The sequence below is a fragment of the Flavobacterium limi genome (assembly GCF_010645075.1).
GTDB lineage: Bacteria > Bacteroidota > Bacteroidia > Flavobacteriales > Flavobacteriaceae > Flavobacterium > Flavobacterium limi.
Window position 1 is genome coordinate 19,725 of sequence record NZ_JAADZV010000005.1, and the last position, 19,966, is coordinate 39,690.

Genomic DNA, 19,966 nt, shown 5'->3' on the forward strand with positions numbered 1-19,966 from the left:
ACATATTCGACACTTATAAAAATTAAATGACTCTCTGTAAAGAGTTATTTATTCGTTTCTAAAATACACTTGAACAGTATTAATCAAAACAAACCAAAATTATGAAAAAACCAGTTGTGAAACAACGATTACTCCATCGAATCATGAAAATAACGCTATTTCAGTTCGTCTTAGCACTTGTGTTTTCAAGTGTTACCATGGCAAACAGTGTGAGTGGACAAAGAAAATTAGATACGAAAGTTACTATTGCAATAGAAAATTTAAGTTTAGACAATACGCTCTCAAAACTTGAAAAATCTGCCCGTGTAAAATTTTCATATAATTCAAGATTGCCTCAGCTAAATCAAAAAGTTAGTATTGAAGCTAATCAGGAAACTTTAGAAAGTATCCTTAGCAGAATTTTAAAACCATTCAATATTACATATGCAGAAATAAGTAATCAGATTATTTTGCAGAAAAGCACAAAATTAGATGGTTTTAACAATGATGAATCTCATAATCCTTTATTCGAAATTTTATCTGCAGGGCCAATTATTAGAGGGAAAGTAACAGATTTGAGCGGGAGCCCATTACCTGGAGCTACAGTGCTTGCAAAAGGAACGAAAGTAGCTGTGCTAACGGATTTTGATGGTAATTTTTCTATAGAAATGCCAGCAAACAGTGACAGATTATTGATTTCTTATGTAGGTTTTGAAACTAAAGAAATTGGAATAGAAAATACTTCTCCAACAGTTTTATTAACAGAAGAGGGACAAAACCTGAAAGAAGTAATAGTAACTACTGGTTATGAAAAAACATCTAAGAGAACTTTTACAGGTGCAATCAGTAAAATATCAGGATCTGAATTGAAAGTAGATGGTGTGGTAGATATTAGCAGAATGATTGAAGGTAAGGCAGCAGGGGTAACTGTTCAGAACATTACAGGTACTTTTGGTACAGCACCAAAAATCACAGTACGTGGATCGTCTTCTATTTTTGGAGATACAAAGCCATTATGGGTTATTGATGGTGTTGTACAGGAAGATATTATTAATATATCTTTTGCAGATCTTGCTTCAGGAAATTCCGAAACATTACTGAGTTCTTCTGTGGCAGGATTAAATTCAAATGATATTCAAAGTATTGAAATTCTTAAAGATGCATCAGCAACTTCTATTTACGGATCAAGATCTTTAAATGGTGTTGTTGTTGTTACTACTAAACAAGGGCGTAGAGATGCTCCTTTAAAAGTCACGTATTCAGTCGAAAATACTGTTAGAACAGTTCCAAGTTACACACAATACGATATTTTAAACTCTCAGGAATCGATGAGTATTTTTCAGGAAATGAGAGAAAAAGGTTATCTTGATATGCCTTCATCCTTTCAGGGCAGATCTGGTGGTGTATATAATATTCTTGCAAAACAAATTGATCTTTACGACAGATCAGGAGGAGAATTTGGAGTTAGGAATGGTCAGCCTGATATAAATTACTTTTTAAGGAAATATGAGTTGGCAAATACTGATTGGTTTAGTGTTTTATTTAGGCCTTCTATTACCCAAAATCACTCTTTGAGTTTTTCTGGAGGAGGAAAAAACAATACATTTTATGCATCATTAGGATATTATACAGATCCGGGATGGACAATTGCTGATAATGTAAAACAATTGTCATCAAATTTAAAAGGAACATTCTTTATAAATGACAGATTAAACATTACTTTATCGACATTGTCTTCTATTCGTAAACAAGAAGCTCCCGGAAGTTATGATAGTAAAAAAGATGAAGTTTTTGGTAAAGTAACCAGAGATTTTGATATTAACCCTTTCAATTATGTTTTAAGTACAAGCAGGACTCTGAGGCCTTATGACGATGAAGGTAATTTAGAATATAGCAGAAATAATTGGGCACCTTTTAATATTATTAATGAATTAGAAAATAACGTTTTAGAGATTGATGTAAAAGATATTCGTTTCCAAATGGATTTAGAATATAAGATAAACAAGAATTTAACTTATAATTTTACAGGTTCAGCACGTTATGCCAATACTACCCGTGAACATAAAATCTATGAGAATTCTAATGTTGCAGAGGCATATAAAGCAGGAACAGAATATGGGGTAGATGGTGAAAATGACATTGTAAGGGAAGCAAACGTATTTTTATATAAAGATCCTGAAGACTTAACAGCATTGCCAATTTCGGTATTGCCTAATGGTGGATTCTTAAGAAAATTTACAAATGAACTTACATCTTACAATGTTAGAAACAGTGTAAATTACCGAAATACTTTTAGCGAGAAACATGAAGTTGAAGGATTCTTTGGAACTGAATTACGTTCTTTAGACAGAAATAGTGATAATTTTACTGCAGCAGGATTGCAATATGACAGAGGGCTTACACCTTTCACAGATCCTAGAATAATTGAAAAGATTATAAATGAAGGAAATTCTTATTTTGCTTTTAATGAAGAAAGAGAAAGAACTGTCGGATTTTTTGGAAAAGTAGGATATACCTATGATCGTCGTTATACCGGCTCTATAACAGGTCGTTATGATGGTTCGAACCGACAAGGAAATAGCGGTTCTTCCAGATGGCTTCCAACTTATACTTTCAGCGGTAAATGGAATGCTACAGAAGAAAAATTCATGCAAAACGTTAAATCAATAAACAATTTAGCTTTAAGAGCTTCTTATGGACTTACTGCCACTGCTGGCCCTGCAACAAATTCATTGGCTATTTATAAAAGTTATATTACCGATCGCTTAGGTATTTCTGATAGAGAAACCGGTATTAGTATAGATGAATTGCAAAATTCTGATTTGACTTGGGAAAAGCAGTTTGAAACTAATATTGGTTTGGATTTAGGAATGTTCAACAACCGAATACAATTCGTAACAGATGTTTATAGTCGTAAAGCATTTGATTTAGTAGATTATGTTGTGACATCAGGTATTGGTGGCCAAAGAATAAAACAAGGCAACAATGCCAATATGGAAACAAAAGGTATAGAGGTTGGTTTTACTACTCAAAATATAGTAACTGATAATTTTAAATGGTCAACAACATTGAATTTTTCTGTATTTGATCAAAAGATCACCAAGTTGGAGAATCAGCCTACTGCTTTTGATCTGATAGACGGAAACGGAGGAAATACAATAGGGCATCCAAGAAATTCATTATATTCCTATCAGTTTACCGGATTAAATAATCAGGGACTTCCAACTTTTATCTTACAGGATGGAGAAGAAGATAATGTTGCAGGTGCTAATTTTCAGGATAATGAAAATGTTACTGATTATTTAAAGTATGAAGGTTCTATTGAGCCAAATAAATCAATAGGACTAGCCAATACATTTACCTATAAAAACTGGTCATTATATGTGTTTGTTGTAGGTTCCGGAGGAAATAAAGTTCGTTTGAACCCTGCTTTTGATAGTCAGTATGATGATTTAACAGTATTTACAAAAGACTTTACAAATCGATGGATTAATCCTGGAGATGAACAATTTACCAATGTGCCTGTTATTGCTGATAAGAGATTGGTTCAGAACTACGGAACTCAGGATCAATTATCAATAGCTTACAATACCTATAATTATTCAGACGTACGAGTTGCCGATGGTGATTTTGTAAGGCTAAAAAATGTATCCTTAAGTTGGGAGTTCCCTAAAGATTTTAAAAGAAAATTAGGCCTGAGCACATTTACACTTAAAGGTTCTACTGTAAATCCTTGGTTAATCTACTCAGATAAGGCATTAAATGGGCAAGATCCTGAATTTCGAAACACAGGGGGAGTAGCTTTTCCGGTTACAACACAGTACAGTTTTACAATAAATCTTTCATTTTAATATAATTGATTATGAAAAATATAAAAATAGCCATATTACTATTAGTTCTTATAAGCATTAGTAGTTGCGATGATTTCCTTTCTGAAGTGCCGGATAACAGAACACAAATAGATACACCGGAAAAAATTTCAGAATTATTAGTTTATTCGATTCCGGAAGCATCTTATATGGATATAGCGGAAACTATGTCTGATAATGTTGGAGATGGCGAATTAAGCAACATAGCCCGTAAAAACGAACAAAGTTATAATTGGGAAATGCACGACCAAACGGATATAGATACAGAGGCAAATTATTGGGATGCCTGCTATAAAGCTATTGCGCATGCTAATCAGGCGTTAAGATCAATTGAAGAATTAGGAAGTCCTGCAAATTTAAATCCTCAAAAAGGTGAAGCATTACTGGCCAGAGCTTATTCTCATTTTATGTTAGTTTCCCTTTGGTCAAATCGTTATAATCCTGCAACTGCTGCAACTGATTTGGGAGTTCCTTATGTAACTGAACCGGAAACCGTATTGTTGAAGCAATATAAAAGAAATAGTGTTAAGGAGGTTTTTGATTTTATTCAGAGAGACATTGAAGAGGGGCTGCCTTATGTCACAAATGATTATGCAGAACCTAAGTTTCATTTTAATAAGGAGGCTGCAAAAGCATTTGCAAGCCGGTTCTATCTAATAAAAGGAGACTGGGACAAAGTACTCGAAGTTTCAGACGGATTAGGTTCTAAACCGGACAAGAAGTTAAAAGATTATGCTACTCTCTCTACTCTGGCTCCGGATATACAGTTTGTAGAGTATGGTAAGTCGTCTTATACTTCGAATTTGTTAATAGCTTCTCCCAACACTCTTATTGGAAGATCTGCGAGTTCAAGTAATTTCTATCTTAACAATGACAAACAAAATGAAATTTTTGACTCAAGTAATCCATTTGGAAAAACATGGTATTTTGATTTTTATTCTTACAACAGCAGTAGAACGCTCTTTACCCCTAAGTTTGAAGAATATTTTAAATATACCAATATAAGTGCCGGAATCGGTGAGCCTTATTGCGGAATTGTGCTGCTTTCTAACGATGAGTTTTATTTGAATCGTATAGAGGCACTTGTAATGAAAGGCAGGATTGCAGAGGCCAATACCGAATTAGTTTTCTTTTTAGGAACAAGAACAATAGGATATAATGAAGCCACAGATGTATTAACTACAGAAGACTTTATGTTTCTTTATCCTGAAATTGAAAACGAGCTAACACCATTTTATGACATGACATCAGAACAAACCTCTTATGTTAAAGCCATTCTGGAAGCGAGAAGAAGAGATTTTGTACACGAAGGCTTAAGATGGTTTGATGTAAAACGTTTTAATATTGTTGTAGAACATGAAACTTTCGGAAAACCGACTAATACCCTTGTAAAAGATGATAAACGCAGGGCTTTACAAATACCAATCAGCGCATCAAATTACGGTATTGAGAAAAACCCAAGATAAGTTGAATCAAAATTAAAATATTATGAAAATAGTAGAAAAATACAGAATAATAGTTTTGCTTGCAGGTGTTTTGTTTTTTGGTGCCTGCGCACAGGAAGAACCATTGACAGAGAGTCAGCTAGATTACACAGTTCCGGAAAAAACTGCATTAGATAATTGGATAGAAGCAAATTATTTAGATCCTTATAATATTAATGCACAATATAAATGGAATCAAAATACTGTAGACAATACCAGATTTTTGTTTCCGCCAATGGTTGATAAAGTCCAGCCGGCTTTAGATGTTGTGAAGCAAATATGGTTAGATAGCTATAGTGCAGTTGGCGGTAGTGATTTTGTAAAAATAATTGCTCCCAGAGAAATAGTTCTTGTGGGAGGAGTGAATTCAAATTCGAACGGAACAAGAACGTTAGGTATTGCAGATTCCGGACAAAGAATAACGCTGTTTGAAGTCGATTATTTAAATACAAAAAATCGCGCGAATGTAACAGAATTTATTCATACCATTCAACATGAATATGTCCATATTTTAAACCAAAATAAGTCTTTTGACAAGCAGACATGGCAAAAAATATCGCCTGGAGATTACACAGGGACCTGGCATTTAGAAAATCTTACCGTTTCAAGAAATCTGGGCTTTGTAACAAATTATGCCAGGAATAATATTACAGAAGATTTTGCAGAAACAGCTTCTATAATATTAACCAGTTCAAAAGCTGAGTACGAAGCTCTTCTTGCAAGTATTACTGATCCTAACGGAAAAGCAAAACTTAAACAAAAAGAAGCTATAGTAGTGCAGTACTACAAAGATGCCTTTAATATAGATTTTTATGCTTTGAGAGATGCAGCCGAGATAAACACAAATAAGGTTATTAATAATTAATTATCGCCAACGTATAATTTAATATAAATATTATGAAACTAAAAAATATATTCAGGTATTTAATGATGGCCATGCTTATGGTTAATCTAAGTGCTTGTAACAGCGATACAGATGCGGAACAGAAATTTGATGTAACCCCAACGGAACGATTAAATGCCCAGAAAAAAGAACTGAACGACTTGCTGCTCTCATCAGAACAGGGTTGGAAAGCGGTGTATTTTACAGATGATACCCAATTAGGCGGTTTTACCCACTTGTTTAAATTTTTACCTGGTAAAAAGGTTGAAATGGCATCAGATTTTGATGCTGATACAGAAAAGCATACCAGTGATTATGATGTAGTTTTGGGTAGTACTGTGAGTGTATTATTTAACACATTCAATAGAATTCATCTTTTGTCAGATTCAGGTAATTCCCCTACTACTGCTTTAAGAGGAAAAGGATATTTAGGAGATTTTCAGTTTTTGTACTATGGTCAGGAAAATGGTGATATCATTTTTAAAAGCAACAGATTAGTACGTGAAGTTCGTTTTGTTAAAGCCACAGCACAGGATTGGGTAGATTTAGAACAAAATTTAGTGATGGAACAAAATGTAATCGGAGGAGACACACGACCACTTTTTAGATTTTTAGAAACAAATGACGGAACAACAGCTAAAAAATATGATTTTTCTTTTTCATCTGTTACCAGATTTTCAAATTCAGAAGCCATCGATAATTCAGGAGAAGTGATTAGCATGGGTGTTGGCTATACACCAACAGGAATTGTGGTTAGTCCTGCAGTAGAAGTTAAAGGTCAGAAACTGACTAATTTCATATATAATGATGCTGATGGAAGTTTTACAGCTACAGGAACGTCAGGCGTAACAGCCTCTATTAAATACAGCAATGCGCCATTGGTATTAACTGATGATTATAAATTGCTGTTACCAGGAAGCGGGAATAATGTGTATGCTTATATCTATAATACAACAAAACCAGAACCTGCTAATTCAGCTTTATTCCTATCCTTGTTAGCAAATGCAGAGGCGGCTGCAGGGACAGGTTTATTGATTCAGAGAATACAGCCATGGTTTAACAATGCTGATGGATCAGGTTATATCGAGTATAGATTTGCTGCTGTTGCAAATCCAGCCGTAACAATTGCGAGAAGATATCATTATTTTACTGTAAGCGCAGATGCAGTAAACAAAACAGTAACTTTAATTCCGGGTGTTTGGAAATCAACTGCTACAGCAGCTTCTCCGGCAATAGCAACACCGTCTTTCCTGAAAGCGCTTGATGATCAGTTTATGAACCCTCAGGGATTGTATTTTGCAGAAATATCTGGTTTAGGTTATAAAGCTTATACTTTCACAAGTACAACAACACCTTTCAGAATGGTTGCGTACTCATTCCAATAGTAAACGATTAGTTTTAATTTTTTATTTTGAAGTAAGAGCAGTTCACTTTTTGGACTGCTTTTCGTTTATAACCAGGTTTGGCAGTTTTTTATTATATTAAAAGGTTATTGCAATTGTTATTTTTTTAAAAAAAGGAATTGTTCTATATTTGACAAGTCGTTTTTTAGCCCTGATAGAAGCGGTATCCTTTTTATCTGATTTTTTTGCAGATAAAAAGATATAGCGGATAGCAGGAATAGCTACAAATAAATATTAAAATTAATTTTAAATATGAAATTACTAGAAGGAAAAGTAGCCATCGTTACAGGTGCGAGCCGTGGAATTGGTAAAGGAATTGCCGAAGTTTTTGCTAAACATGGTGCCAATGTGGCCTTTACATACAGTTCGTCTGTAGAATCAGCTCAGGCTCTGGAAGCAGAATTGAACAGTTTGGGAGTTAAAGCAAAAGGATACCAGTCGAATGCAGCGGATTTTAATGAAGCGCAGACTTTTGTTGATGCTGTTTTAGCAGATTTTGGAACAGTTGATATTTTGATTAACAATGCCGGTATTACAAAAGACAACCTATTAATGCGTATGTCTGAAGCTGATTTTGATCAGGTTATCGATGTAAACTTGAAATCGGTATTCAATATGACTAAAGCGATTCAGAAAACTTTTTTAAAGCAACGTGCAGGTTCTATCGTGAATATTAGTTCTGTGGTTGGAGTTTCAGGAAATGCGGGACAAACGAACTATGCAGCTTCAAAAGCGGGAGCAATTGGTTTTACAAAATCAGTAGCTTTAGAGTTGGGTTCACGTAATATTCGCTGCAACGCAATCGCACCGGGATTCATTGAAACTGAAATGACGGCAAAATTACCTGAAGATGTAGTAAAAGGATGGAGAGACGGAATTCCGTTGAAACGTGGTGGAACAACTGAAGATGTAGCCAATGCATGTCTTTATCTGGCTTCAGATTTGAGTGCTTATGTTACAGGACAAGTGCTTAATGTTTGCGGAGGAATGCTTACTTAATATGTAATAGTTTTATGGTTTGTTGTTTATCGTTCACAGCCAAAAACTATAAACTAACAACTATAAAATAAAATAATATATGACTACAAACACGATTCTATTATTACTACTTTCTTTAGTAATAGCTGGTGGATTGTCGTATTTTCAATATTTTTATAAAGCCAAAAGTTATTCGAATGTGAATATACTTTTGGCTTTTTTACGTTTTTTAGTCATTTTCGGATTATTGGTTTTACTGATTAATCCTGTTATGACGAAAAATTCGCTTCAGGTTACCAAAACGCCCTTGGCAATTGCGGTTGACAATTCGAGTTCTATAACAGCTTTAAAATCTGATAAAAAAGTTACTGAATTATATCAGAAACTGATTTCAAATCCTGCTCTTAAGGACAAATTTGAAATCCAGTCGTATCAGTTTGATGCCGATTTTAAACCTTCGGACAAGTTTGATTTTAAAGGAAAACAGACTAATCTTGATGAAGTAGCAAAGAATTTAAAAAGCATCAATAAAAACCTGATTTTTCCAACGGTTATTATCACGGATGGAAATCAGACTACAGGAAACGATTATGTATATCGTTTTGATCCTGTTAATAAAGTTTATCCTTTGGTTGTGGGAGATACAGCCACTTTTTTTGATTTAAAAATCAATCAGTTAAACGTAAACAAATACGCTTTTCATAAAAATAAATTCCCGGTTGAGATTTTTCTGCAATATGCGGGCACTAAAGCGGTAAATGCAGATTTTACAATTTCGCAGGGAAATTCAGTCTTAACCAGAGAGAAAGTTTCTTTTTCTCCTTCTAAAAAAACAGCTTCTTTAAATGTATTGCTCCCTGCTGATAAAGTTGGGCTTCAGATTTTCAGGGCAAATGTTTCTTCTAACGTAAAAGAGAAAAACAGTTACAACAACATCAAGAACTTTGCAGTTGAAGTAATCGATCAAAAATCAACCATTGCAATCGTTTCCACAATAAATCATCCGGATATCGGGGCTTTAAAACGTTCGATTGAAACCAATGCACAGCGCAAAGTAATATTGGCTAAACCTAATGAAATCGATAAATTAAACGATGTGTCTGTTTTGGTGCTGTATCAGCCAAATGGAGCCTTTAAGCCGATTTTTGATAATAATAAGTTAGCCGGAACAAATACTTTTATCATTACTGGGAATAATACAGATTTTAATTACTTAAACCAAAAACAAAATAATCTGGTTTTTAAAATGAGCGGTCAAAGAGAAGATTATTTAACCGAATTTCAATCGCAGTTCAATTTATTTGCCATTGAAAATATTGGTTTCGAAAATTTTCCGCCGCTTCAGAATTTATTCGGAAATATTACCACTAACGGAAATGTATCGGTTTTGCTTTCGTCAAAAATCAGGAACGTTTCTACAAATGCACCTTTGTTGGCTTTCGCCGAAAATCAAAACAAACGTACTGCTTTTCTGTTAGGAGAAAACAGCTGGAAATGGCGTTTACAAAGTCATATTGACAATCAGTCGTTTGAAAAATACGATGTTTTTACAGATAAGATAATTCAGTTTCTGGCTTCCTCGGCTTCCAGAAAATCATTGGTTGTAACACACGAAAATTTTTATAATTCAGGAGAAGCTATTGTGATTAATGCACAATATTTCAACAAAAACTATGAGTTTGACGAAAAAGCCAGACTGACAATTACAGTTACAAATACTGAAACGAAGCAAAGCAAAAACTACGATTTATTAAAAGGAAATAACTCTTTTTCAGCCAATTTGGATGGTCTGTCTGCAGGAAAATATACTTTTACGGTAAAAGAATTAAACAGCAATACGGTTTATTCCAGCCGTTTTGAGATTTTAGATTTTGATATCGAAAAACAGTTTGTAAATCCGGATGTTCAAAAACTGAAACAACTGGCTTTGCAAACCAATGGAAAAGCCTTTTTCGAAAACCAGGCAGATGATTTGATTCAAACTCTTCTGGAAAATAAAGAATACAAATCGATAGAGAAGAATATTTCAACCAAGACCCCTATAATTGACTGGGTTTGGTTATTGGTTTTAATTGCTGCTTTATTGACTACGGAATGGTTTGTCAGGAAGTATAATGGGCTTTTGTAAATCTTTTAAATAGTATGAAATTAAATTTTGCTAATGACGAATTTTTCCAAAAAGAATAATCAAAAAGAAGATCTTGTTTTTAATAAATTTAAAAACAAACTGGAAATCAAAGGTTTAATTATTGAGTCTGTTGATGAAGATAGATTTATTTATATAAATATAGGAGAATCTGATTTGAAAATTAGCTTAGAAAATGTTAGGCGTAATTATGAAAGAGATTCTGATGAAAGTCATATTGATGAATTAGTTGATGTAATTGTGGCACATTCATTAAAAAATGAGGATTGGGAAAGTATAAAGGATAAAATCTACATTCAATTTATTCCAAATGATTTTGATTTTGAAAACATAGTAAATGAAAAAGTCACTAATGAATTTAGTAAAGTTTTTGTCCTTAATATAAATAATGGTTTTTCATTTATAACTAAAGAAGACTTATTTGATTGGAAAAAAGATTTAAGCGAATTAGAAAAACAAGCTGATTATAATTTAGAAAGGTTATTAGATAAAGTAAAAATAGAGTTTGAAGATGTTGATAATCATAAGCTTGGAATGATTAATATTGAAGAGGTTTCACTTAAGAGTTCTTGTCTATTTTATTCAAAAATAAAGAGTTTAGTTCAGGATAATATTGGTTTTCCATTTTATGCTGTCATTCCTGTAAGAGATTTTTGTTATATTTTTGCCGAAGAAGATTTAGAATATTTCTCTCAACGCCTTGGCTCGGTTGTTCTTGATGAATACAATAATTCGGGATATCCAATTACAACAGAAATATTAAGATTTTCTGAAACTGGTGTTGATGCAATAGGAAAATATTAATAAAATATGGATTTCCGCCTAAAAGTTTTCTATACCGTTGCGCTTCGCCTTAATTTTACTAAAGCGGCAACAGAATTGTATATCTCGCAGCCGGCAGTTTCAAAACACATTCAGGAACTTGAAGAAACCTATAAAATCAAGCTTTTTGAACGAAACGGATCCAAAATAGCCTTAACTCCGGCAGGAGAAATTCTGCTGAAGCATACTAAAAACATCTTCGAAATTTATCGCGAAATCGACTTTGATATGAGTTCGTTTCGCAATGAGCGTCAGGGATTACTACGATTGGGTTCAAGCACCACCATTTCACAGTATATTATTTCGCCTGTTTTGGCGCGATTTCATCAGAAACAACAGGATATTAAAGTTAATTTACTCAATGGAAATACGGAACAGATTGAAAATGCCTTAATCAATAAGGAAATCGAAATCGGAATCGTAGAAGGACAATCTAAAAATCAGTTGATTAAATATGTCCCGTTTATAAAAGATGAGCTAGTTTTGGTCTGCAGTGCTCAAAATCCTTTGGCAAAGCAAAACGAAATTTCACTTGAAGATTTAAAAGCAATAAAATTCATTACAAGAGAGCGCGGTTCCGGAACACTTGAAGTTATAGAATATGCTTTGAAACAAGTTGGTGTAAAATTATCCGATCTGCAAATCGAAATGCAGTTAGGAAATACAGAAAGTATCAAATCTTATTTGTTGAATTCAGATTGTTTTGCTTTTATGTCAATACATGCAGTAGGAAAGGAACTTAAAAATAATGAACTGATAGTTTTAGATGTAGAGAATTTAACAATTGAAAGATACTTTTACATCATTACATTATTAGGAAAATCAGATGCTTTGTCTGAACTGTTTATTCAAAATATTTTGGCTTACTATAACCTGAAGTTATAGCCGATTGTATTTTACAATTGGCGAATTACCTATAAACGGAAGACCTTTGTAAGGAAATATCAAAATTCCTTATTTTTGAAAACGAATCAGCATACCGTCGCCCATTTATTTGAAGTCAATCCTTTTCTTCAACAGCTTATTTTTGGAGCAGTAATCGTATTGTGTTTATTTTCAGTTATTTCACCACCAGTTGCTTTATTATTGGGAGTCCTGATTGTAAATGTATTCGGAAACCCATTTGTAGCCTTCAATCATAAAGCCATCACATTTCTATTGCAATTTTCGGTAGTAGGTTTAGGTTTCGGAATGAATGCTTCATCAGCCATTTCTGCAGGGCAAGAAGGATTTTTATTGACTGTTCTTTCAATTTTCAGCACACTTATCTTCGGAACACTTTTAGGGAAATGGCTGAAAACAGAGAAAAAAACATCACACTTGATTTCGTGTGGTACCGCAATCTGTGGTGGAAGTGCCATCGCAGCCATTTCGCCAACAATCAAATCGAATGAAAATCAGACTTCAATCGCATTGGGGGTTATTTTCATTTTAAACGCTATTGCCTTATTTGTTTTTCCGTTCGTCGGTCATCAATTGGATTTATCGCAGAGAGAGTTTGGTTTATGGTGTGCCATTGCGATTCATGACACGAGTTCAGTTGTTGGAGCGGCCAATAAATATGGGGCAGAAGCTTTACAAGTAGCTACAACCGTAAAACTCGCAAGAGCTTTATGGATTATTCCGATTTCAATTCTAACCGCAATTATTTTTAAAAATAAAAATTCAAAAACCAAGATTCCGTATTTTATTGGATTGTTTATTTTGGCCATGATATTAAATACTTATGTACCACAAATCGCTATTCTGACGCCGGGTATTGTAGGAATAGCTAAGATTGGTTTAACAATAACACTGTTTTTAATTGGGGCAACCTTAAATAATGAAACTTTAAAATCAGTAGGGGTAAAGCCTTTACTGCAAGGCGTTTTTCTTTGGATCTTTATTGCGGGTTTTGGTCTGCTGTCAATTTTTTATCTGAAATGATTTATTTAATATTTGAGAATTTTACAGCAGGTTTACCAACAACTGTATACCATTTTCCATCAAATGAAAATCGCCTTTCAATAACAAAATTAAATTGCTTTTTCGTCTTTACCATTTCGCTTAACTCTTTTGGCATATCAATTTCAAAGTCATCTTCTGTTCCTTTGGCTTTTTTATAGAATCCGGTAGTAGTAATGGCAAAATCCCTAAAAAACTTTTTCTTACCATCATTTACAACTTTGTATGTACTGGACCATTCCGTACTGCCTTCTGCATTATTAGAAAGTCTGTAATCTGGTACTTCCATTAAAGTCTGGTATTTTCCGTTGAAACCTGCAATAAGGTAGAGGAAAGCATTATAGGGCCCGCCCGCACCTCCATTAGCATGTATGAGCGAAAAAGCAAATTGATCTTCGCCTATTTCTGCCAGTTTCAAAACTGGAACTCTTGAAAAAGCTCCAAAAGCAGCAACTGCCGGCTGAAACGATTTCATCTCCCAGATATTCCCGGTTTTTGAAAATTTTGCTAATCCTAATAGCCCTCCACTAAAACGACCTGTTTGCAAGCCATCGGCATCATAAACGGAGTGATTGAAAACCAGCATTTTGAATTCATTTCCCTTAGAGTCTTTGTAGCTTATTGTATTTTCAAGCCTTGTTGCCACACCTTCAGCATAAGGAAATAATGGGTCTTCTTCAACTCCATTCACATCTTTGTAATATTCAGGACTACAGCTCGTGCATTTCCAGCTCATAAAAATATTATCATCCGAAAGGTTATAAAAATTTCCGGGAAATAGTTGCTGCATGGTTTTTATTCCATTTAGAGGATCAGGAACTGTTAAAATTCTCTTTGTATTCAGAATCGTATCACTCACATTTTTTAATTGTACAATATCGTCCTGTGCGGAACAAATCGAAATAGCAAGAAACAGAATACCTGAATAAATTTGGCGCATATACATTTATTTTTTTAAGTAAAAATAGTACAAACTTTTGAAAAACGTTATAAAAACAACTTTAATGCAAACTTGTTGATAAACCAGGGTTGGATTTGATTAAAATTAAATTAGCGTAATATTAATCAGCACTATTTTGAATTATCTCTAAAATAAATAAATTTGCAGTTCAAATAAACTTCAAATGAAAAACTTTAAAATTAAACCCAAACTAATTGCATTTTTCGCCATTGGAATTGGATTTATGACCCTGTCATGGGGAATTGTCGGCCACGAACGGATCAATAAAGCAGCAGTAATGGCACTTCCAAAACAATTACAAGTCTTTTTTTACAATCATATCGATTTTATAACGCAGGAAGCTTCTGTTCCGGATATTCGAAAGTATGCTTTAAAGTACAAAGATGAAAACCCGAGGCATTATATCGATTTGGAAAATTTCAGTACTTCAATTGATAGCCTGCCTAAGACTTTAGAAGAAGCAACTAAAAAATATGACACAAAATTCCTGAACGATAACGGAATTTTACCCTGGTATATTGAAGAAATGATGGTAAAATTGACAAAAGCTTTCAAAGAAAAAAATAGGGCAGAAATTTTATTTCTGGCTGCAGATTTAGGGCATTACATTGGCGATGCGCATATGCCACTGCACACTTCTGCTAACCATGATGGACAGTTGAGCAATCAAAAAGGAATTCACTCTCTTTGGGAAAGCAGACTGCCTGAGTTGTTTGTTAAAAATTATAAATTAAATGTACCGGAAGCTCAATATTATGAGGATGTTCATAAAGCAACATGGGACATGATCAGAGATACCCACAGTCTGGTTCAGACACTATTGGCAGTGGACAAAAAACTAAGAACTTCAACTCCTGAAAATCAGGTTTTCTTAGTGAATGCTGAAGGTAAAATCGTGAAAAGCAAATATAATTCGGCCAGATTTTCAGATGAATATGCTGCAAAATTGCACACTGAATTAAACGGAATGGTCGAAAAACAAATGAAAAAAGCCATTACAGCAACAGCGAGTTTTTGGTACACAGCCTGGGTAAATGCCGGAAAGCCTGATTTAAGTGATTTAGATTCGAAGGAACTTACAAAACGTAACAGCAAAGCTTTAAAAGAAGATTTGAAATTATTCCAAAAAGGAAATCTTTTCGGAATGCAGAATCAAAATGATTAAGAATATTTATTAAGAAAACAAAGGCAGCTCTATAAAAGCTGCCTTTGTTTTAGTATTTAATGATAGTTTAATATAGTCTTGTAAATAATCCTTTTTTATTTCCTGATCCTCCACTGCCGGTAATTGTAATATGTCCGGTGTTTCCATTACCATCATAACCCCATGCTAAATTATTTGTTGCAGTATTATTTGTTACTGTATGCGCTACCTTTTGTCCGGCACTTCCTAATTTAAAGCCATTTCCATCTCCATTACTTCCAAAACCATTGTTACTGGCTGTGCAGTTTTTAATTGTAACAGTATATGGCTGGCCATATAAATCCCATCCGTCATCAGAATTATGATTGGCAGAGCATTTTTCAAATACATTGTTTTTGCCTGCAGATAATTTACATGCATAACCATCAGCATTTTCTCCGGCATTAGCGGCATCGTAATTATCGTTTGATTTACAGGAAAGAATATAGTTATCATGTCCGCCATTGTAAATTTGCAAACCTGAATCACCATTTGATAATGTAGATACATTATAAACATAATTATATCCGCCATTTTGAAAAACTATGCCACAGTCAGGAGCATTTCTAATCGTCATATTGGTGATGTTCCAATAGCTGCCATTTACTTTTACACCCCAGCTGCCAGAAGGTAGTCCGGAACAATTCAGGGTACCACCTGTAAGACTGATTTTTGAACTTGAGCTTCCGCTTTTGGCTAATTCTAAAGTCTTTGTAAGGTTTATTGTTCCGCTAATTGTAATAACGTCCCCTGCAACAGCAGCAGCAACAGCAGATCGTAATGCATTTTCATTTGTAACGGTACTGTTTTTTGCTGTCAGAGACTTATTTTCTGTTGTTGTTTCCTGAGATTCTGTAGCCATTTCGTTTTCTTTTACAGGAGTATCATTTGTTTCACAAGAAGCGAACAAAATAATGGAACACATGATAAATAACTTAAAATTTGTTTTCATAATAATTTGGTTTGGTTAAAATGAGGTTGTAAAACTGAAATTTCAAATACGTTAAATTGTTGATTTTCAATAATTATTCATTTTGTAAACTTAAATAAAATTTTAATACAAAATTAAATTATATTTAAAAAAAATACTAAAAAATTATCAATAATAAATTTATTTTAAAAAAACATTGAACTAATTCAATATTTTTTTAATTTTTTAGATATTTTTATCTGAGATTTTTATTCTGTATTTATGTTTTACAAGAAATATATAAAACATGTAATTGTGTTTTGAATTTGTAAGCATGAAAAAAAAATATCAAAGCGGATATTTAGTTTATCATAAATAACGGAATCTGAAGAAGATTGACAAAGAGGCCGAAAAATTTAATAAAAAGCAGAAATAAGAATTGGTTAATTAAGACTTGGCGATCCTGGAATTTTAATATTTCTTTTATGTTTTTTTATAATGAGCAAATAAAAAGTAATTCCGCCCAAAACAACAAGTAAAGCAATTTCAAGTTGTCCCAGCGTATTATTACCGCTATGCATAGCATTGGCACTGGCTAATTTTACTTTTCCTTCCTTTACCTGAATTTCAGAAAGCTGATTCAGTGTGTTTAAAGCTTTGTCGCATAGGGGATCAATATGACTCCAGTTTTTATTCTGCACATCTTTGTTAATCGCAGAACAGGAAGCCAGAAAACTGTCAAAATGAATTTTTTCCTTAGGAGTCAGCACCGTTTTAAAATACAAATCATCAATGGTATGTATAATTTTCAAGGCGTTTTTAATTTCGTCATTTTTCGTAATATCATTCAGATTTTCTTTCTGTGCTTCCGCCTTTATATAATGAAGCTCATTTGCATATTGAAAAATATAATAAGCAACTACAAGCCTGTCATTATAAATAGTGTTAATATTTTCGTTGACATTTTTGGAATTCCGTAGTGTATTAAAGTTGTTTAGTAAAATGATTAGCATTACAATCAGTAATATAAAAGCGGCTTTTGTTTTGTTGCTGTATTTTTTTAAAACGTTTCTCATTATAAAAAAGCTCTTTCTCTCAAAGGTAAGAATTTGTATCAAATATAAGGTTTTGATATGTAGTAATTTAGGGTTTTATTAGGAGCATTTTCCTGCTGTCCGCTATATCTTTACTGCCGAACCCCGGCAGCAAAGGATGTCGCTTCCATCAGGGCTAGAGTTTAGGTTTCATAACACCAAAAGTCTTATTATTTTTGGTATGCTTTTCGTTTCAATATATCTGAAACAGTCTGATAGAATGAAATAGTTTCATTTACTAAATCGGTTCTTTCTGGGTTTAATGGCTTTTCTTCGTAATGAATTTGATATTCAGGTGAAATTCCTTTTGTCAGAACCAAATTAAGCTGATATTGTCTGACCTGGTGTTTTGGAGATAAAATAGTCAGTATGTTGTCCCTTATCATTCCCAAATCCTGATAAGTAGCAATAAATGCCCTGGGCTTATAATCTGATTTAAAAACATCCTGCCCGTAAAACTTGCTTTCATAGTCAAAATGCAATAATCCAAAAAGTGTAGGCATTAAATCTATTTGCGACATCAGTTTATTGTACTTTTCTGCCTTAATTCCCGGACTGTAAATAAAAGCCGGAATTCGGTATTTTTCTAATGGAAGCTGGGTTTTTCCCGCACTCGAAGCACAATGATCAGCAACTATCACAAATACAGTGTTTTGAAACCAGGACTGTTTGCGTGCCATTGCAAAAAATCTTCGCATTGCATAATCTGTATATTTTACACCTCCGTTGCGTGATTTTGAATCTCCCGGAATATCAATTTTACCGTTAGGATAAGTAAAAGGCCTGTGATTGCTCACTGTCATGATATGATTAAAGAAAGGTCTGTTTTCTTTTGCTTCAATATTCATGAGCTTTATTGCTTTATTGTACATATCTTCATCACAAACGCCCCAAACATTCGAAAACGAAATTTCTTCGGGAGCAAAGTTTGATTTGTCAACGATTTCATATCCGTTACCTGAATAGAAATCTTTCATATTATCAAAAAAAGCATCGCCTCCATACATGAATTTTACAGTATATCCTTTTTGTTTAAAAATGTTTCCGGTAGAAAATTTGTTTTTATTGTCTTCGCGTTTTACAATACTTTCTCCTGCAGAAGGAGGCAAACATAAAGTTACGGCTTCGAGACCACGAACAGTGCGGTTTCCTGCAGCATACAAATTGGTAAATTGCAAGCTCTTTCGTTCCAGACTGTCTAAAAAAGGGGTGATATTATGAGTGTTTCCGTATGATTTCAGAAATTCGGCGCTATAACTTTCAATTGTAATCAGGACTACGTTTTTATGGTTCTCACGAGAATCGCTTTTAATATTTTGATTTGTGTTTTGTCCTGAAATAGCGGGCAACTGCTGTTTTAGAATTACATATGCCTTTTTATTTGGCAGCGTTTTGTAAAATTTAAAATAATCCAGTTTATTATTCTTAAAAGCCAGATAAAATTTATAGATACCATTAGATTGCAGTTCATTAACAAAGACATTTTTTGAATTTTCTGTTTTGGCTAAAGCTGGAATTGCAGCTAAGGAAACTAAAAACAATACAATATAAATCCCTGAAATCGTAAGTTTCGTTTTAAAATCCGGAATTTCATCAATATAGATACCTGATTTTTTTACAATAAAATAAGTAATGATTGTTGTCGCTAAAAACAGCGTGGAGAATATAGGAATAACAGGATAAGACTGCATGATGTTTCCGATAACTTCAGTGGTGTAAATCAGATAATTTACAGCAATAAAGTTGTATTTGACCCCAAATTCATTCCAGAAGAAAAATTCACTTATTCCATTTTGCAGAATCAATAGAACATAAAGAAAAATAACAAACGTAAATAACCAGAATCTGATTTTTCCTTTCAGTTTCGGAATAAACAAAAAGACTGCAAAAAACACCGTTTTGATTCCGATAAAAAGCAGAACAATTTCTGGTAATACACCACCGTATTCATCTATAATACTTTTTCCTGAGGCTGCATATAAGAATAATAGAGTTAGAAAACTCAAAATAATATAACCTGAAGGCTTATTGTATTTAGAATCTGAAATAAAAATTAAATAAAGCCATAAAAAAAAACTCAGAACCACAAACACAAAAAAGTCACTCAACAGACCCAGACTAAAGATTTTAATGCTGTCTGATAAAGAAAAATTACTTTGTGTTATAGGATGAAACAAAAGCACAATCCGCAATAGAAGACTGATAACAAAATAAAATAGGCCAAGGTTGTAAAAAGGCGAAAATTTCTTGTAGAAAGTCATAGGTTTTTTTTACAAAATTAATTCCGGTTGATTAATTGGTGATTAAGAT

Annotated in this window: 14 protein-coding genes; 10 read left to right on the top strand and 4 right to left on the bottom strand. The window is 33.4% G+C overall.

What is annotated here, in order from left to right; translation table 11 throughout:
* Positions 1 to 101 precede the first annotated feature (101 nt).
* The 9 genes from GXM16_RS11490 (at position 102) to GXM16_RS11530 (ending at position 13,490) form a co-directional block, all read left to right on the top strand.
* The gene (locus tag GXM16_RS11490; protein ID WP_163394586.1) at positions 102 to 3,830 is read left to right on the top strand and encodes a SusC/RagA family TonB-linked outer membrane protein; all 3,729 of its coding nucleotides are present in this window, start codon (positions 102 to 104) and stop codon (positions 3,828 to 3,830) included.
* Positions 3,831 to 3,841: 11 nt separating this feature from the next.
* Positions 3,842 to 5,314 (top strand): RagB/SusD family nutrient uptake outer membrane protein, encoded by a 1,473-nt coding sequence (locus tag GXM16_RS11495; RefSeq protein WP_163394587.1) that lies wholly within the window; start codon positions 3,842 to 3,844, stop codon positions 5,312 to 5,314.
* 22 nt (positions 5,315 to 5,336) lie between these two features.
* Complete coding sequence (locus GXM16_RS11500) at positions 5,337 to 6,197, top strand: zinc-binding metallopeptidase (RefSeq protein WP_163394588.1); 861 nt, start codon at positions 5,337 to 5,339, stop codon at positions 6,195 to 6,197.
* Between the two features lie 32 nt (positions 6,198 to 6,229).
* Positions 6,230 to 7,600, top strand: a complete 1,371-nt coding sequence (locus GXM16_RS11505) for a DUF4302 domain-containing protein (protein ID WP_163394589.1) — start codon at positions 6,230 to 6,232, stop codon at positions 7,598 to 7,600.
* Between the two features lie 270 nt (positions 7,601 to 7,870).
* A complete protein-coding gene (gene fabG / locus GXM16_RS11510) occupies positions 7,871 to 8,617 on the top strand; it encodes a 3-oxoacyl-[acyl-carrier-protein] reductase (RefSeq protein WP_163394590.1) in 747 nt (248 codons plus the stop codon).
* Between the two features lie 79 nt (positions 8,618 to 8,696).
* On the top strand, positions 8,697 to 10,724 hold the full coding sequence (locus tag GXM16_RS11515) for a hypothetical protein (protein ID WP_163394591.1): 2,028 nt from the start codon (positions 8,697 to 8,699) through the stop codon (positions 10,722 to 10,724).
* A 33-nt stretch (positions 10,725 to 10,757) separates the two neighbouring features.
* A complete protein-coding gene (locus GXM16_RS11520) occupies positions 10,758 to 11,546 on the top strand; it encodes a hypothetical protein (protein WP_163394592.1) in 789 nt (262 codons plus the stop codon).
* Positions 11,547 to 11,552: 6 nt separating this feature from the next.
* A complete protein-coding gene (locus tag GXM16_RS11525) occupies positions 11,553 to 12,449 on the top strand; it encodes a LysR family transcriptional regulator (protein WP_163394593.1) in 897 nt (298 codons plus the stop codon).
* Between the two features lie 75 nt (positions 12,450 to 12,524).
* Positions 12,525 to 13,490 carry a YeiH family protein gene (locus GXM16_RS11530; RefSeq protein ID WP_163394594.1) on the top strand — a complete coding sequence of 322 codons (966 nt, stop codon included), beginning with the start codon at positions 12,525 to 12,527 and terminating at the stop codon, positions 13,488 to 13,490.
* 1 nt (position 13,491) lies between these two features.
* Here the strand turns inward: GXM16_RS11530 and GXM16_RS11535 are convergent, their stop codons facing one another.
* Positions 13,492 to 14,448, bottom strand: a complete 957-nt coding sequence (locus tag GXM16_RS11535; protein WP_163394595.1) for a hypothetical protein — start codon at positions 14,446 to 14,448, stop codon at positions 13,492 to 13,494.
* A 184-nt stretch (positions 14,449 to 14,632) separates the two neighbouring features.
* Here GXM16_RS11535 and GXM16_RS11540 point away from each other — a divergent pair, with 184 nt between their 5' ends.
* Positions 14,633 to 15,634 (top strand): zinc dependent phospholipase C family protein, encoded by a 1,002-nt coding sequence (locus GXM16_RS11540; RefSeq protein WP_163394596.1) that lies wholly within the window; start codon positions 14,633 to 14,635, stop codon positions 15,632 to 15,634.
* 67 nt (positions 15,635 to 15,701) lie between these two features.
* Here the strand turns inward: GXM16_RS11540 and GXM16_RS11545 are convergent, their stop codons facing one another.
* The 3 genes from GXM16_RS11545 to GXM16_RS11555 form a co-directional block, all read right to left on the bottom strand.
* Positions 15,702 to 16,604: a right-handed parallel beta-helix repeat-containing protein gene (locus GXM16_RS11545; protein ID WP_163394597.1), complete on the bottom strand. Its 903-nt coding sequence runs from the start codon at positions 16,602 to 16,604 to the stop codon at positions 15,702 to 15,704.
* A 401-nt stretch (positions 16,605 to 17,005) separates the two neighbouring features.
* Positions 17,006 to 17,638, bottom strand: a complete 633-nt coding sequence (locus GXM16_RS11550) for an MCP four helix bundle domain-containing protein (RefSeq protein ID WP_163394598.1) — start codon at positions 17,636 to 17,638, stop codon at positions 17,006 to 17,008.
* 188 nt (positions 17,639 to 17,826) lie between these two features.
* Positions 17,827 to 19,917 (bottom strand): LTA synthase family protein, encoded by a 2,091-nt coding sequence (locus GXM16_RS11555; protein WP_163394599.1) that lies wholly within the window; start codon positions 19,915 to 19,917, stop codon positions 17,827 to 17,829.
* Between the last annotated feature and the right edge of the window lie 49 nt (positions 19,918 to 19,966).

What these genes read in the sequence shown, in the direction of transcription:
- GXM16_RS11490 (WP_163394586.1), top strand. Translation starts at nt 102, where the DNA reads ATGAAAAAACCAGTTGTGAAACAACGATTACTCCATCGAATCATGAAA.
- GXM16_RS11495 (WP_163394587.1), top strand. Translation starts at nt 3,842, where the DNA reads ATGAAAAATATAAAAATAGCCATATTACTATTAGTTCTTATAAGCATT.
- GXM16_RS11500 (WP_163394588.1), top strand. Translation starts at nt 5,337, where the DNA reads ATGAAAATAGTAGAAAAATACAGAATAATAGTTTTGCTTGCAGGTGTT.
- GXM16_RS11505 (WP_163394589.1), top strand. Translation starts at nt 6,230, where the DNA reads ATGAAACTAAAAAATATATTCAGGTATTTAATGATGGCCATGCTTATG.
- fabG (WP_163394590.1), top strand. Translation starts at nt 7,871, where the DNA reads ATGAAATTACTAGAAGGAAAAGTAGCCATCGTTACAGGTGCGAGCCGT.
- GXM16_RS11515 (WP_163394591.1), top strand. Translation starts at nt 8,697, where the DNA reads ATGACTACAAACACGATTCTATTATTACTACTTTCTTTAGTAATAGCT.
- GXM16_RS11520 (WP_163394592.1), top strand. Translation starts at nt 10,758, where the DNA reads ATGACGAATTTTTCCAAAAAGAATAATCAAAAAGAAGATCTTGTTTTT.
- GXM16_RS11525 (WP_163394593.1), top strand. Translation starts at nt 11,553, where the DNA reads ATGGATTTCCGCCTAAAAGTTTTCTATACCGTTGCGCTTCGCCTTAAT.
- GXM16_RS11535 (WP_163394595.1), bottom strand. Translation starts at nt 14,448, where the DNA reads ATGCGCCAAATTTATTCAGGTATTCTGTTTCTTGCTATTTCGATTTGT.
- GXM16_RS11540 (WP_163394596.1), top strand. Translation starts at nt 14,633, where the DNA reads ATGAAAAACTTTAAAATTAAACCCAAACTAATTGCATTTTTCGCCATT.
- GXM16_RS11545 (WP_163394597.1), bottom strand. Translation starts at nt 16,604, where the DNA reads ATGAAAACAAATTTTAAGTTATTTATCATGTGTTCCATTATTTTGTTC.
- GXM16_RS11550 (WP_163394598.1), bottom strand. Translation starts at nt 17,638, where the DNA reads ATGAGAAACGTTTTAAAAAAATACAGCAACAAAACAAAAGCCGCTTTT.
- GXM16_RS11555 (WP_163394599.1), bottom strand. Translation starts at nt 19,917, where the DNA reads ATGACTTTCTACAAGAAATTTTCGCCTTTTTACAACCTTGGCCTATTT.